Genomic DNA, 14,505 nt, shown 5'->3' on the forward strand with positions numbered 1-14,505 from the left:
TAAAACGTATACTGGTTTTATCTTACCTCAAGGCTTTAAATTTTTATAATGATTCGTTTTATTTAGTTTTCTCCATGATGATCCAGCCTATATTGAAAAACCAAGACATCGCGCTTTTCAGTCCCCAACTTCGGCAATACAGTATAGGCATTGATCCGTTCAACGATTTCAAACCCTGTCTTTAAAAGCACTTGGTGTGCCTGTATATGTTCTGCATCACAGAAAGTATCTAGTGATTTAAATGTAAGATATTGTCTAAAATACTGAATCACCGCTTTCATCGCCTCAAGCATATAGCCCTGCCCCTGAAATCGAGGACCAAGTCCGAAATGAATTTCAAGGCTGTTATTTTGCTGTTGAATAATCGTTAGTAACCCGATTGCCAGATGACTTTTTCGCTCAGCAATCACCCATGAAAATCCTTTAATCGGTTGCTGCCAATAGCTTAACGCCCATTTCTGCAACATCTGCTGAGTTTGACCGACTGTTGTATGCACCTGTCGTTGTAAGTATTTTGATGCTTCAACGTCGCCACAATACTCTTGGAATAATGAAAATTCATCTCCAACTTTATATGCTCTTAACTCCAACCGAGTTGTCTTTAATTCAGCAACTAAAATATTTATACTCACTTTTATCAACTCAGCATTAAAAAACGGAATGTTATTATTTCATTTGGCACTTATACGATTCGATCGCAAACCTAGTCAAATTGGTATAACTCGATCTACTCGCTTCGCACAATTTTGAATATATATTGCTACTGGTAAATCCTGAATGATAAAATTGTGAATCAAGCCATTTATAAATAAGCTGATAATCACTGTCAGTAGCAGGAGGCCCATTTACAATCACTATTCTTTTCTTATTTTAAGATAATTGTATAAATATAACTCGATCTTTGAGCTAACAGATATTTTAAAAAAAATTTATCCAACCATGTACAATCTAATCTTATTTGTATGGTAGTGATCATCAATCTTTAGCTAGGCATTGTTGTAGATCTGGGGATGGTTCTATTAATAACCTATAAACACCTATATAAAAAACCCCGGAAATATACCGAGGTTTCTTCATCTTCCACACTATTTCTATCCTCTCGGCAAGTTACTCGAAGACATGAATCCTATCTTGCAAGAAACTCGCCCAAGAAGATTAGCTTAACGCACAATATTGGTATGATGATCTGTGTGGTGTACTGTTTTACCCAACTTCGTTCCTGTATAAATCAGGTACAATGCCGACAAACCAACCAATACATAAACAATTCGAGATAAGGCGCTCATATCACCAAAGATTGCAGCGACCAAATTAAAATCGAATGCACCAATTAAACCCCAATTAATGCCACCAATGATTGTTAAAGCATAAGCAATCCAGTCAATCGTATTTAATCTCATAAGTGTTCTCCTGCTGTTATTTAAGTTTATTTAAGGATCAGAGAAAGTATGAGAATCTCAGCGCATTTAATATGTAGCTTTGATGCTAAAAACAGATTTTCTGTGTTGACTTCCTGTCACTTTTTAAGCTGTAAATTTTACTTAGGTTAGTTTTATTTGACTTGTTCGAGATAAACGTAAGCTAAATCACTTTTTGATCGATTCGATATAGCTAGGAATTCTTGTTTAAAACGGCATAGAAATGTCATAAAAAAAGCCGATCTCGCGACCGGCTTTCTGTATTTTTCTTGGATTAGGCAGCGCGCGCTTTCGCCATCAATGCTTCAATCTCTTCTACCGTTTTGACAACTTTCGCAGTTAAAACCAGCGGGCCATTTGCAGTGGCTACCACATCATCTTCAATCCTGATGCCAATTCCACGCCATTTAGCATCTACTGTTTCATCATCAGGCGCGATATAAAGACCCGGCTCAACGGTCACGACCATACCCTCTTCATACGAGCGCCATTCACCGTCCACCTTATAAGCACCGACATCATGCACATCCATACCGAGCCAGTGTCCGGTACCATGCATGTAGAACTGGCGGAAAGCTTCTTTTTCTATAATGTCGTCAATATTCCCCTGCATCAAGCCAAGATCGAGCAAACCCTGCACCAAAATACGCACTGCAACATTATGTGGTTCTTTATACGAGTTACCAATTTGCACAGCATTAATTGCAGCAATTTGAGCATCCAGCACTACATTATATAAAGCTTTCTGTTCCGGGCTAAATTTACCATTCACTGGAAAGGTACGGGTAATGTCTGAAGCATAAAGCTGATATTCAGCCGCAGCATCAATCAGGACCAAATCGCCATCTTTCAGTTCTTTGTCATTTTCTACATAATGCAGGATGCAGGCATTCTCACCGCCACCGACAATACTGTTGTAGGCCGGAACACCGCCATTTTTGCCAAAGACATAATTCAGCTCAGCTTCCAGTGCATATTCCATCATGCCCGGGCGTACTGCTAGCATCGCTTGCGTATGTGCATCAGCAGAAATATCGGAAGCAATCTGCATCAATTCAATTTCATTTGCATCTTTATGCAGACGCATTTCATCAACAATACGATCCAGCTGAATGACTTGCGCTGGCGCAGAAGTACCACGACGGCTTTCACCACTTGCAGTTGCAATCCATTTGGCGACACGCGCATCAAACTCTGCATGCTGTCCAATGCGATAAAATAACTGATCTTTATTTTGTAACTTTTCTAAGATTTCTTCATCCAGCAAATCAATCGCATAGGCTTCATCTGCATCATAATCCTGAATAGCCCCATCAATACCCGCGCGGTAGCCATTCCAGATTTCCATTTCACGGTTACGTTCTCGACAGAACAAACTGTAGCTATAGCCTTCTTCTTCAGTGTCAAAGGTTTCAATCACAGCCACAGCTTCAGGCTCCGCGAATCCGGTTAAATAGAAGAAACTACTGTCGGCGCGATATTTATAATCTGCATCACGGTTACGCATGGCTACCGGACTGGTCGCGATAATAGCGATACTGCGTAAACCGATTTCCCCTGCGAGGATTGCGCGACGTTCCTCAAAAACTGCCTGTGTCAATTTCTTCATTACACCTTACTTCTTATCGATCGATACTTGTATTTAGAATATAGTCTTGAAATCAGACTATAGATTTCACTGTAACAGCAAAATATATGCCTGATTTCAAGCAGCTGATGGTTCACCTCAGCATTTCATCAGCTTGGACGTTTAGGCGAGAAAATCTCGACCACACTTTGCGCGTCTGTAACAGCGGCTTTAGGCTGATTTTTTTGACTAAATTCCTGTAAGAGTGGTGTTTCTTCAACTTCGACCTTTTTACGCCCTAAAGACAGACTGACAGGAATCAGACGCACAAATTCGTACAATTCCTGATAGCTTTCTTCACCTTCGGCATCATCGTCCGAGTCTTCAAATTCAACTGCGGCTACATCTTGTAAATGTTCAATCAGCTCAACTTCATCCTGACGGATATGTCCTGAAGCCAGTCCGAAACCTAAGACCACGCCTGCACACCAGTCCGCCAGAGCCTGTACGCGTTCTGAAAGCACATGCTCATCATCAGGCAGCAAAGGTAAATAATCCAGCTCATCTTCAGACAATGCATGGAACACATCTTCAGCTTCGCCCGTCAACAACTCTAATGCTTCGGCATCCAGTTCAGGTACATCCAGTGTTTCTAAAATCTGTAACCACTCTTCACTGCTTGGCGCCTGGGTGACACACACAATGCCCGTGAGCAAACCATGTAGTTCGCTAGGGCTAGAAATTTCCTCAATTGAAGAAAAATTGCGGTGCCATTCGGTCCAACCTGAAATATCGTCTTGCATTCGTTTATCCAATCTTTATACTGCTTATATATTACCTTTGTTTGCAACACTGTGCGACCTCGATATGTTAGAAGAATTACAGCGTCTACAAGTGCAGATCGGCGTGTTAAAAACGCGACTTGCACGGCTTGAAAGTGAAAATTCCAGTTTGCGCGAAGAGCAAGACTCTTCAATGATGCAACATCAACAGCAAATTGAACAAAAAAATAGCGTGATTGCGCAAAAACAACAAGAAAATGAAAATCTGACAGAACAATTGACGGATTCTCGTGCCCAATTTCAACTGCTCAATAATGATGCAACTGCACTGGCAGACCGTTATGGCCGTCTGGAAAAAAGCTGTACCGACCTAAAAAACCGTTTTCAGGAAATTCTGGCTGAACGCAATGAGCTGCGCATAGTTAAGGAAAAGATGATCCTTGAACAGTGTCATGCTCAGCAGGAAATTCAGCGTCTGACTCAGGAATCTGAACGCTTAACCCAGAAAAATGAAAATGCCAAAGCCAAGGTTGAAGCGATTATTCAACGTCTAGCGATTCTCGGTACTGCGCAGGATCATCATGCACAGGAAATTCAACAACTGGCCCATCCGACTGAAGCGACTGAGGAAGCCTCATCATGAGTGAACAAATTGCAATTGATCTCAGAGTATTGGGGCATAGTTTCCGTTTGGCCTCTACTCCTGACAAGCAGGAAGAATTAGAACGCGCGGCACAGTTATTGAATGACAAATACGATGAATTTCGCCGTAAAGCGCCACGCATGGAACCGAGTAAGCTGATTATTATGGTGGCACTTGAGCTGATGCAGGAGGTCTTGAATATGAACAGATCCCTGCAACAATATGCGCATTGCGAGCGTTTGTTACAAACTATTTTAGAAGAAGTTGAAGAACTGACTGAATAATCTCGAATTCTGTTTAAACTTCGGACATTCGACCGAACTGTTTACAGTTCATGAACAGCATAGAGTTGCCACACCGGGATTATTGGTTATAATTAACTTAACTCTGAGGTGTTCGCCAGCGGGTCTATTCCCCTGCCGATACTAACACTTATGGGTGTGTTCTGTATATTTAGAGTGTATGCCCATCTCCGTATGGGAAACCCAGCAAGTATACGTCGCATCCTCCTTGAACTCATCGGGTTCAGGGTAACGACACATGCAGCGGCATCTTCGGAGTACTTCAATTTCTTTTTCAAAATATAATAATAATTTTTCCTGAATTTTCTCTTATTTTAATTTTGTAGTATTTCTCTCGAACATTCCTCTAGATTCATTTTATCGATGTATTCATCATCTGGAAGGTGAAAATAATCTTTCGCTATAAAAATATAGAGCTTTTACTGCCGTCAAATCAAATAATCTTTCAGTAATTTATTTTCCTATTTTCAGGCTATTTTATCCCGATATAAAGTATGCATCGCCCAGATTGCAGCAGGAATCCAGCCTAAAATCGAAATCTGAAGTATTAAGCACACTGTCGCTTCGACTGGCCGATGAAGGGTCATAAATAATGACCAAGGGAAAATAAATGCAATAATTGATTTCACTCTTTAAAATCCTCTTTTTGCGATATTTTAAATTTTTATATCCAGTTTTTAGCCGCACTTAAAACTGGTACTTAGGTTTAGATAATTTTTAATGGGATCAGCAGAATCTCTGTACATGCTGTAATCCCGCGTAAAAATATCCTGAAAGCCTAATTCAGCCAGCTTAAATGAAGCTTAAAAATTATTTTAAATCCGCTAACCTTTGCATATTTTCAATCAAAATATTGACGTTTGAATGAAACAGTCTTTGCTTTAACTTTTACTTTCCATAGATTCAAATCTGAATAAAATCTTGAATCCCTAGACCTTTATTTACTTACTGCAGCTAGTGTACTCAAGGGTGATACTCGCCAAATCACATCACCGACATCATCAGCAACCAAAATGGCACCTGAAGAATCTACCGCCACACCGACCGGTCGCCCATATGCATCGCCCTGATCACTTAAAAATCCAGTCAAGACATCTTGAGGTGGGCCCATCGGTTGCCCATTCTGAAAGGGAACAAAAATCACTTTATAGCCACTATGCGGTTTGCGGTTCCATGAACCATGCTGGCCAATCAGCGCCCCATTTCGATATTGAGGCATCAGATCTGCCCTATAGAAAGCCAAGCCCAATGATGCAGTATGATTGCCCAATGCATAATCCGGTGAAATTGCCCGCACAACCTGGGCAGGATTTTGCGGTTTGACCCGTGTATCTACATGTTGGCCATAATAACTATAGGGCCAGCCATAAAAAGCGCCCTCTTTGACAGAGGTCAGATAATCAGGAACCAAATCATTACCGAGTTCATCACGTTCATTTACCACCGTCCAGAGTGCGCCACTCTGGGGTTGCCAATCCATCCCATTCGGATTACGCAGTCCGGTAGCAAAAGGTCGTGCTTGAGCACTAGCTATGTCAAATTCCATGATCAGTGCCCGGCCTTGTTCTTGATCCAGGCCATTTTCAGCGACATTGCTGTTGGAACCCACCGTGATATAGAGTTTGTTGCCGGCAGGATTAGCAATGGCGTTTTTAGTCCAGTGATGGTTTAAACGACCTGCCGGTAAATCCAGTATCTTGGTACCAGTTGCTGTAATTTGAGTCGCGCCGTTCTGATAAGGAAAACGCATCAGGACATCAGTATTCGCCACATACAACATATTGCCGACTAGCGCCATGCCAAATGGAGAATTGAGATTCTGTAAAAATACGGTTTTTTGTTCAGCCATCCCATCTCCATTGCTATCGCGAAGCAGACTGATACGGTTGGCACTGGGATGCGATGAGCCAGCACGCTGCATTACCCATTTCATGATTTTGCCTTTGATCCCTTTGCTGTCATCGGGCTTAGGTGGTGCATCGGTTTCGGCCACCAGCACATCACCATTCGGCAATACATATAGCCAGCGCGGATGCTGCAACCCTTTGGCAAATGCCTGAACTTTTAAACCTGTCGCGGGTGTCGGCATTTTACCTTCAGGCCAACCTTTGGCGGGCGCCATATTGACTGTAGGCAGCAAGCTTGATTTTGGTTTGGGCAAATGTGGCTGGGAACCATAACTGTCATTGATAGGCGACTTGGAAGGCATGGTACATCCAGTCATGGTTAGGAGAAGTGCACAGCTGGCACCTGTAAGTAAAAGTTGAATAGGCTGATGAAGCATTTTTATCTCTTGTTATTATCATCCTCAACTTACTTTAAAAAACAATTTGAGATGCCACTAGCGGGTTCTTGTTTTTTCTGGTTATGAATTGGTTATCAATTTTGAGTTAAGTCTGATATTTATCTTGCTATAAAAATAAATTTATCCTGACTCACTTACGCAGGACTAGAGGACAACATTTCCAGTGTAATTTTTTTTACCTCATTACGGCTGTGCCGGATATGAGCATCTAATATAGAGAGACAGAACGCTGCATCTTGGGCAAGCAGCGCCTTTAAAATCTGTTGATGTTCGGCATAGGTGGCCTCAATCCGATAATCTTTGGAAAAATCTAGACGGCGTATGATGCGAATTTTCTCGCTGATCTCACTGTGAATTTTTGTCATTTCTGCATTGCCGGCTGCAAATACCAAATGACAATGAAATGCTTCATCTTTTACAGATAACTGCCTGAGGTCATAGACATACTGTTCTGGTTTGATACACCAGGTTTGAATCAAAATTTCTAGAGCAGCTTTCAACTGGTCTTTGGGCATCAGACACAGTTGTTCAACTACATAACACTCAAGCAAAATCCGCAGATCATACAGTTCTTCATAAGCTTTAAAGTTTAGTGGCCGGACCTGCCAGCCACTTCTAAACTGCACCTCGACATAGCCTTCCTGCTGCAGACGATATAAGGCTTGCCGAATGGGTGTACGGCTTACGGCATAGCTTTCAGCAATCTCTGATTCGGTAAATCGTTCTCCCGGCATCAACTTAAAGTCAAAAATGTCATTTTTAATTTTCTGGAAAACCAGCTCAGACAGATTGTCTGAGCTTTTTCCTGTCGCTTTAGTACTTGGATTGCGAACAATAGTCATGGCTCAATCCATTACTCCATATAGACCAGTGTCTCACCGCTATGCACGGTCTGACCAGAACGGCAGATAATCGCCTTAACGATGCCATCATCGTCAGCATAGACTGGCAGTTCCATTTTCATGGCTTCAATGATGGCCACCGTGTCACCTTTTTTCACAATCTGCCCCGCTTCTACAAAAATCTTCCAGATATTGCCGGTCATAGAGGCGTTGAGAGGGACATACTGGCTGTAATCGGTGTCATCCTGCAGCACTTCTATTTCTACAGGTGCATCAAACTCGTCTTTCCAGCGTTCTACCTCGGCACTAAAAGCAGCCTGCTGCTGCGCTTTAAAGGTGGCAATGCTGTCCTGTTCTGCAGCAAGGAAATCCTGATATGCTGCAAAGTCAAACTCGCATTCCTCAATTTTGATTTCTGCCAGACCATGGGCGAAATCAGCACGGAACTGATCCAGTTCGGCCTCAGTGACCTCATAATATTTAATCTGGTCAAAAAAGCGTAAGAACCATTGCTGATCGCCAAACTGCTTGTTCTTTTTAAACTTATTCCAGATCGGTACGGTACGGCCAATCAACTGATAGCCACCCGGTGAGTCCATGCCATAAATACACATATACATGCCACCAATCCCGACTGTACCTTCAGCGGTAAAAGTACGGGCCGGATTATATTTGGAACTCAGTAAACGGTGGCGCGGATCAATGGGCACTGCACAAGGTGCAGTCAGATATACATCACCTAGCCCTAAAATCAGATAATTGGCATCAAAAATGATGTCCTTGACCTGTTGGCGGTGACTTAAACCATTAATCCGCTGAATAAAATCGACATTATTCGGAAGCCATGGCGCTTTGGCACAGACACTTTCCTGATAACGCTCAACAGCACCCAGAGTCGCTGAGTCCTCAAAGGCCATGGGTAAATGGATAATTCTTGAAGGGATTTTAATGTCACGTAAATCGCCCATCTGTTCTTCAAGACCAAGTAGGAAGTGAATTAGTTGCTGCTGTCTACACCGCAGACCATCATATTTAATCTGCAAGGACCGCACACCAGGTGACAATTCCAGGATACCGTCAAGATCAGCCTCACGGATCAGTTGCATCAAGCGGTGTACGCGCAGGCGTAGGGCCAAATCCAGTACGTTGTCACCATATTCCAGCAAGATATAACTGTCACCTGCCTGACGATATACAGCTTTTGGTGCATCTGGCGTAGCTTCACGCAATGCCAGAATACTTTCTGCTTGAACTGCCACGATTTCAGCCTCATGGGTCATCTCTGCCTTGGCAAAGTTTTGGAGGGTTTGAATTTGCTGCCGCTCCAGCGCATTGGCCTGTTCTACCGAGATTGGATAGAAGCTAATCGTGTCATCGGCTTTTAGTTGACCAATTTTCCAGAGTTCAGCTTTGGCAATGGTCACCGGACAAACGAAACCGCCCAGGCTCGGACCATCTTTGGCAAGAATTACGGGGAAATCACCGGTAAAGTTAATCGCACCAATGGCATATTCACAGTCATGTACATTGGATGGATGCAGACCCGCTTCACCGCCATTTTCACGCGCCCAGCTTGGCGTCGGTCCGGTTAAACGGATACCCAATCGGTTCGAGTTAAAATGCACTTTCCAGCTTGATGCAAAAAACTCCTCAATATATTCAGCTTTAAAGAAGTCAGGAGCGCCATGCGGGCCATAGAGCACACCAATTTCCCATTCCTTGCCATAACTTGGAATCAGAGCTGTTGCCAAAGCTTCAGGTTCTGCAATCGCTAAAGGTAGATCATCGGCAGGCAGCTCAGGATTCACCATCTTAATCATGTCACCAGCCCGTAACACTCGGCCTGCATGTCCACCAAAATTACCTAAAGCAAAGGTAGAACGGCTACCCAGATATTCCGGCACATTCAGACCATTTCGTACAGCCAGGTAGGTCCGGCATCCAGATTCAACCTGTCCAATTTTTAGGGTTTGGCCTGCTTTTACCTGAATAGGCTGCCAGAAATTTACTGCTTCATCATCCAGACTTACCGGACAAGGTGCGCCAGTTAAAGCAATGATATTTTCTGCATGAAATTTGAGGATTGGACCTTGCAGGGTAAATTCAAACCCGGCGGCGGCCTCGACATTCCCAACAATTTTATTGGCCAGCCGGAAGGCATAATCATCCATTGGGCCTGAAGGCGGTACACCAATATCCCAATACCCGACACGACCCGGATAATCCTGAATCGAACTTTGTGTACCCGGCTGAATCACCTCAATCACATTCGGCACATATTTGAAATCATCCAGCATGCGTGTCCAGATCTGCATCTGTTCAAAACGTGGATCTGAAATAACAGTATGCACATAATCCAGATTGGTACTAATACCATTCAGGCGAGTTTCAGCTAAAGCTGATTTAAGCGTATGAATGGCAGTATCACGATCTTCAGCATGCACAATAATCTTGGCAATCATCGGGTCAAAGTATTGGGAAATTTCAGTTCCGGTACTCACCCAGGTATCAACCCGGACATTTTCCGGAAAAAAGACATCGGTCAAAATCCCTGGACTCGGCTGGAAATTCTTAACTGGATCTTCGGCATAGATGCGTACTTCAATCGCTGCACCTTGAGGCTGAATACTGCTTAGATGCTTCCAATCCAGAGTATCACCTGCTGCAACTTTCAACATGCATTCAATCAGGTCTAAACCGGTCACCATTTCAGTCACCGGATGCTCCACCTGCAAACGGGTATTCACTTCAAGGAAATAAAACTCGTCATGCACTGCATCATAAATAAACTCAACCGTACCGGCACTGCGATATTTCACCGATTTGCCCAGTTCAACTGCCGCCTGATGCAGTTTTTGACGGGTTGCTTCAGGTAAATGAGCCGCTGGGGTTTCTTCCACGACTTTCTGATTACGGCGCTGCAATGAGCAGTCGCGTTCGCCCAAAGCCACCACCTGTCCCTGTCCATCTCCAAAAATCTGAACTTCGACATGACGGGCTTTATCGATAAAGCATTCCAGAAATACTCCGGCATCTTTAAAGAACTGTTCGCCCAGACGTTTTACACTTTCATAGGCCTCCTGAAGTGCTTCTGCATTATCACAACGGGTCAAGCCAATTCCGCCACCGCCTGCTGTGCTTTTAAGCATAACCGGATAGCCAATTTTTTCAGCTTCAGTTAAGGCTTCATCCAGACTATTTAGCAGACCTGTACCGGGAGTCATGGGTACATTGACAGCTGCGGCAAGTTCACGCGCCCTGTGTTTTAAGCCGAATTCCAGAATCTGCTCCGGTGTTGGCCCCATGAAAACAATATTATTTGCTTCGCAGGCACGAGCAAAATCAGCACTTTCTGACAGAAAACCATAACCTGGGAAAATTGCTTCAGCCCCGGTATTCTTGGCTGCAGCAATCAGTTTTTCAATACTTAAATAGGTATCACTCGGTTTGGTCCCTTCTACGGACACTGCAATATCTGCATCAATCACATGCTGTGCATAACGGTCCGTTTCTGAATAGACGGCTATACTGGTTACGCCCATTTTTTTTAATGTGCGAATGGCACGAACGGCAATTTCGCCCCGGTTTGCAATCAGTACAGTTTTAAACATGTGAATCCCCTTTTATTCTCTCTATTTTTTGAATCTGCTGAATGGATCTGTTTCGTTTTTTTCTGATTCAGCTGCTGCATATAAACCCGCTATCGACTATGTTCGCTGCTCTGTGTCGTAGCCTTTGATGCATACCTTCCGCAAATACAGCTTTTTTAAATGCATCGATTTTTGCTTGAAGAGGTGCAGCATTCGCAACCGGAATCCAGACAAGTTCACCCAACTCAACATGGGTAATGCGTTGAGCAAGATGATTCAGTTGAAGCTGTTTTGGCTGATCGGCATCGCGCCATTTTTGGACTGTCCAGCCGATCATTTTCTGATGAAGCATTCTGTATCCATTCTTGTATCCAAGTTTGAATACAGTTATGCAGAACTTATGCCAGTTTAATTTTCTATATTATTTTCAATATTTTAATAAAATTTAAGATGTATAAATTAGGGAGAATTTCGTTAGATGATTGTTTTTGGTTCAGGCTGTTTTCAATTCAGTGCAAAAATTATTCTGCAACTCATATTGTATAATCTGCATCATCTCAACTTTTGCAATGCTCATATAAAAGCCCATCTGTTGATGAGCTTCTAAGTGAACTATTCTATTTGTAGCTTAGTACAGTCATAAAAATTGAGTGTATTAAATACCTGAATTGAAAGGTTTGAATCAGCGTGTATTCGTCATTACGGTATTCACTATTTCACCGGGATCATTAAGTGCTGATAAGGCGTCCCAGACCACATGACATAGGGCAAAGCGGTATCCGGTTGCGTATGTTTAGGATACATATCATAGAAACGAGCTTCAGCACCGACGATCATGACATGGGGACCCGTTTTGACCCAATGATTGCCCGCACTAGGCTTCTTGGCATAGAGATCGACATTACTGGCATCCGTGCCCCCTGCCAGCATATACATGAAGCCTACTTTTCCAACTGTGGGCTGTTTATTCCCCATCCAGGCTTCTGCCCATTCTAGAGCGGCCTGATCCATACACATTGGGTCTGGACCTGGAGTGGTCAGATTATCAGGCATACAGGTAAAACCATTATTGCCCTTGCGCAAGGTACGTATTTTGCCATCTGCACCGACAGCGACAATCGTGGCTGCAGCGGCTACTTTCTTAGGTGCAGCAGTCATGGCACTTGCAATGGCTTTCTTATCGGCAGCAGATGAAGCTGCGCCTGAGCTGGCTTTGCCCGACATGGGCGGTTCAACGGCTAAAGCGGCAGGTGCAGATAGCGCGACCCATCCCGCCATAAGCAGTAATTGAGGAAAATTCATGGCACATTCTCCTTGAATCATCATGAAGAAATTGGATTTAGGTTCAGATCAAGTTGGATTAATCTGTAATTTTTGTAACGTATCCTTATAGAGTTGAGGGATAATTTGAGTTGATCAAAAGAAAGGAGAAGATTTAACTATTGCAGTGAAATTGCGCTACACAGCAATATCAACTGCAATGAAAGACAATATCTTTGGCGCTTAACCACGAAATGCTGCTTCGATCACGGAGATGTCAATTTTCTTCATGGTCATCATCGCATTAAATGCGCGCTTGGCCGCAGCACGGTCAGGACTGTTACAGGCGTTGATGAGGACCGCTGGCGTAATCTGCCAGGAAATGCCCCACTTGTCCTTGCACCAGCCACACTCACTTTCCTGACCGCCATTGCCCACAATGGCATTCCAGTAGCGATCTGTTTCCTCTTGGTCTTCAGTCGCCACCTGAAATGAAAATGTTTCATTATGCTGAAAACCAGGACCACCGTTCAACCCGATGCAGGCAACGCCCATTACTGTAAATTCGACCGTAATGACATCACCTTCTTTCCCAGAGGGATAATCTCCAGGGGCAAGGTTGATCGCGCCAACTGAGGAGCCTGGAAAGGTTTCTGCATAAAATCGTGCTGCACCTTCGGCATCGTCATCGTACCAAAGGCAGACGGTGTTCTTCGCAATATTCATCATCTTCAATCTCCATTGATTTAGGTCTTACGCGTTCTGCCTAAGTCCAATGTGTCCCATATATCGGTCGAGAATAGTTATATGATCCCTTGTCTATCTTTCACCAAAAACAGAATAAACCTACTTTAGAATTGTATTTTTATTGATCGAAAGCTGTTTCAAAGTGCTTAAACTGATGCGTTTCCAGAGTTTGTCACTGAACGATGGATTGCTTGGAAAATCGTGAATCAAAGAAAATGAATTGACCGTTTCGAGATATTAAAAAAATTAGTGATATAAATACTTTTTTAGTTTTTTAACTTTGAGACTGCTGGCAAAATTAGCCGAATTTAAATAACCAGATACGGAATAATATAAAATTGCAGCTCATAATTATTTTTTACTTTTCCAGAATTCCCACTTAGACTAGAGCACAATTTTGTTGCATATGCTTTTTGCCCTATGACCATTCAGGAATTAAGAAGATACCTTCGTAAAACGCGTCGTCATCTCTCTAAATTTGAGCAAAGGCAATCCGCACAAAAAGTTCTAAACCGTCTGATCCGCAGTCCAGAATTTATTCATGCCCAACGTATTGGCCTGTATTTGCATGCTTTTGGGGAGATTCAGACCCAGGCGATTATTGAACGCTGCTTTAAACTGGGCAAACAGGTGTATCTACCAGCGATTTGCGACATGAATCAGCAGCTGGTCTGGATCCGAATCACCCAGCACCAATACCATAACAAGCGCTTTGCCCATCATCGGCTGGGTATGCGAGAGCCCATGAGCACCCGTGGTGTACATGTTTCCAAACTGGATTTATTGCTCATGCCACTATTGGCCTGTGATACTTCGGGCACACGGATTGGTATGGGCGGCGGTTTTTATGATCGTACCTTGGCTTCTGCACCTGGGCGTCCATTCCGTCTGGGGCTGGCGCATGACTTTCAACTGCTGGCACAGCCGTTAAAACGTGAAACATGGGATCAGCCCCTTGATGCTTTAATCACCCCGACAGTTTTTATAAAATTCAAACGTTAATTTTGCAATTTTACCCTTGCTAACTACTTTAAAATCACATAATTAGT

Annotated in this window: 14 protein-coding genes and 1 other RNA gene; 4 read left to right on the forward strand and 11 right to left on the reverse strand. The window is 43.2% G+C overall.

The genetic code is table 11. The features are described 5' to 3' along the window. Nucleotides 1–62 precede the first annotated feature (62 nt). The 4 genes from Q9R24_RS02045 to Q9R24_RS02060 all read right to left on the reverse strand — a co-directional run bounded on the left by Q9R24_RS02045 (nucleotide 63) and on the right by Q9R24_RS02060 (nucleotide 3,788). On the reverse strand, nucleotides 63–632 hold the full coding sequence (locus tag Q9R24_RS02045; protein ID WP_311203612.1) for a GNAT family N-acetyltransferase: 570 nt from the start codon (nucleotides 630–632) through the stop codon (nucleotides 63–65). Between the two features lie 528 nt (nucleotides 633–1,160). Beyond that, on the reverse strand, nucleotides 1,161–1,400 hold the full coding sequence (locus Q9R24_RS02050) for a DUF378 domain-containing protein (protein WP_004279510.1): 240 nt from the start codon (nucleotides 1,398–1,400) through the stop codon (nucleotides 1,161–1,163). Nucleotides 1,401–1,692: 292 nt separating this feature from the next. Next, nucleotides 1,693–3,027, reverse strand: coding sequence for a Xaa-Pro aminopeptidase (gene pepP / locus Q9R24_RS02055; protein WP_311203613.1), 1,335 nt, complete (start codon nucleotides 3,025–3,027; stop codon nucleotides 1,693–1,695). Between the two features lie 128 nt (nucleotides 3,028–3,155). Next, nucleotides 3,156–3,788: a UPF0149 family protein gene (locus Q9R24_RS02060; protein ID WP_311203614.1), complete on the reverse strand. Its 633-nt coding sequence runs from the start codon at nucleotides 3,786–3,788 to the stop codon at nucleotides 3,156–3,158. 64 nt (nucleotides 3,789–3,852) lie between these two features. Between Q9R24_RS02060 and Q9R24_RS02065 the strand changes: the two genes are divergently transcribed. The 3 genes from Q9R24_RS02065 (at nucleotide 3,853) to ssrS (ending at nucleotide 4,975) form a co-directional block, all read left to right on the forward strand. Continuing rightward, nucleotides 3,853–4,410: a hypothetical protein gene (locus Q9R24_RS02065; protein ID WP_311203615.1), complete on the forward strand. Its 558-nt coding sequence runs from the start codon at nucleotides 3,853–3,855 to the stop codon at nucleotides 4,408–4,410. Beyond that, nucleotides 4,407–4,694: a cell division protein ZapA gene (locus Q9R24_RS02070; protein ID WP_004279505.1), complete on the forward strand. Its 288-nt coding sequence runs from the start codon at nucleotides 4,407–4,409 to the stop codon at nucleotides 4,692–4,694. The genes Q9R24_RS02065 and Q9R24_RS02070 overlap by 4 nt, the downstream gene beginning before the upstream one ends. A 97-nt stretch (nucleotides 4,695–4,791) precedes the next feature. Then, a non-coding RNA gene (ssrS, locus tag Q9R24_RS02075) (6S RNA) lies at nucleotides 4,792–4,975 on the forward strand. Nucleotides 4,976–5,179: 204 nt separating this feature from the next. Here the strand turns inward: ssrS and Q9R24_RS02080 are convergent. The 7 genes from Q9R24_RS02080 to Q9R24_RS02110 form a co-directional block, all read right to left on the reverse strand. Then, nucleotides 5,180–5,341 carry a YqaE/Pmp3 family membrane protein gene (locus Q9R24_RS02080; RefSeq protein WP_114541609.1) on the reverse strand — a complete coding sequence of 54 codons (162 nt, stop codon included), beginning with the start codon at nucleotides 5,339–5,341 and terminating at the stop codon, nucleotides 5,180–5,182. Nucleotides 5,342–5,649: 308 nt separating this feature from the next. After that, complete coding sequence (locus tag Q9R24_RS02085; RefSeq protein WP_311203669.1) at nucleotides 5,650–6,936, reverse strand: sorbosone dehydrogenase family protein; 1,287 nt, start codon at nucleotides 6,934–6,936, stop codon at nucleotides 5,650–5,652. A gap of 215 nt (nucleotides 6,937–7,151) precedes the next feature. Then, entirely contained in the window at nucleotides 7,152–7,859 is a 708-nt protein-coding gene (locus Q9R24_RS02090; RefSeq protein ID WP_253174581.1) for a GntR family transcriptional regulator, read from the reverse strand. Nucleotides 7,860–7,870: 11 nt separating this feature from the next. Then, entirely contained in the window at nucleotides 7,871–11,470 is a 3,600-nt protein-coding gene (gene uca, locus Q9R24_RS02095; protein WP_311203616.1) for an urea carboxylase, read from the reverse strand. Nucleotides 11,471–11,537: 67 nt separating this feature from the next. Beyond that, nucleotides 11,538–11,801 (reverse strand): hypothetical protein, encoded by a 264-nt coding sequence (locus Q9R24_RS02100; RefSeq protein WP_311203617.1) that lies wholly within the window; start codon nucleotides 11,799–11,801, stop codon nucleotides 11,538–11,540. A 359-nt stretch (nucleotides 11,802–12,160) separates the two neighbouring features. Continuing rightward, on the reverse strand, nucleotides 12,161–12,751 hold the full coding sequence (locus Q9R24_RS02105) for a hypothetical protein (RefSeq protein ID WP_311203618.1): 591 nt from the start codon (nucleotides 12,749–12,751) through the stop codon (nucleotides 12,161–12,163). A gap of 201 nt (nucleotides 12,752–12,952) precedes the next feature. After that, nucleotides 12,953–13,435 (reverse strand): VOC family protein, encoded by a 483-nt coding sequence (locus tag Q9R24_RS02110; protein ID WP_213687764.1) that lies wholly within the window; start codon nucleotides 13,433–13,435, stop codon nucleotides 12,953–12,955. A 441-nt stretch (nucleotides 13,436–13,876) separates the two neighbouring features. On the opposite strand from Q9R24_RS02110, the gene Q9R24_RS02115 reads away from it, so the two are divergent. Beyond that, a complete protein-coding gene (locus Q9R24_RS02115) occupies nucleotides 13,877–14,458 on the forward strand; it encodes a 5-formyltetrahydrofolate cyclo-ligase (protein ID WP_005267045.1) in 582 nt (193 codons plus the stop codon). Nucleotides 14,459–14,505 lie beyond the last annotated feature (47 nt).

This window comes from Acinetobacter sp. RRD8 (genome assembly GCF_031844225.1).
Classification (GTDB): domain Bacteria; phylum Pseudomonadota; class Gammaproteobacteria; order Pseudomonadales; family Moraxellaceae; genus Acinetobacter.

What these genes read in the sequence shown, in the direction of transcription:
- Q9R24_RS02060 (WP_311203614.1), bottom strand. Translation starts at nt 3,788, where the DNA reads ATGCAAGACGATATTTCAGGTTGGACCGAATGGCACCGCAATTTTTCT.
- Q9R24_RS02115 (WP_005267045.1), top strand. Translation starts at nt 13,877, where the DNA reads ATGACCATTCAGGAATTAAGAAGATACCTTCGTAAAACGCGTCGTCAT.
- uca (WP_311203616.1), bottom strand. Translation starts at nt 11,470, where the DNA reads ATGTTTAAAACTGTACTGATTGCAAACCGGGGCGAAATTGCCGTTCGT.
- Q9R24_RS02090 (WP_253174581.1), bottom strand. Translation starts at nt 7,859, where the DNA reads ATGACTATTGTTCGCAATCCAAGTACTAAAGCGACAGGAAAAAGCTCA.
- Q9R24_RS02085 (WP_311203669.1), bottom strand. Translation starts at nt 6,936, where the DNA reads ATGACTGGATGTACCATGCCTTCCAAGTCGCCTATCAATGACAGTTAT.
- Q9R24_RS02110 (WP_213687764.1), bottom strand. Translation starts at nt 13,435, where the DNA reads ATGAATATTGCGAAGAACACCGTCTGCCTTTGGTACGATGACGATGCC.
- Q9R24_RS02100 (WP_311203617.1), bottom strand. Translation starts at nt 11,801, where the DNA reads ATGCTTCATCAGAAAATGATCGGCTGGACAGTCCAAAAATGGCGCGAT.
- Q9R24_RS02065 (WP_311203615.1), top strand. Translation starts at nt 3,853, where the DNA reads ATGTTAGAAGAATTACAGCGTCTACAAGTGCAGATCGGCGTGTTAAAA.
- pepP (WP_311203613.1), bottom strand. Translation starts at nt 3,027, where the DNA reads ATGAAGAAATTGACACAGGCAGTTTTTGAGGAACGTCGCGCAATCCTC.
- Q9R24_RS02070 (WP_004279505.1), top strand. Translation starts at nt 4,407, where the DNA reads ATGAGTGAACAAATTGCAATTGATCTCAGAGTATTGGGGCATAGTTTC.
- Q9R24_RS02050 (WP_004279510.1), bottom strand. Translation starts at nt 1,400, where the DNA reads ATGAGATTAAATACGATTGACTGGATTGCTTATGCTTTAACAATCATT.
- Q9R24_RS02105 (WP_311203618.1), bottom strand. Translation starts at nt 12,751, where the DNA reads ATGAATTTTCCTCAATTACTGCTTATGGCGGGATGGGTCGCGCTATCT.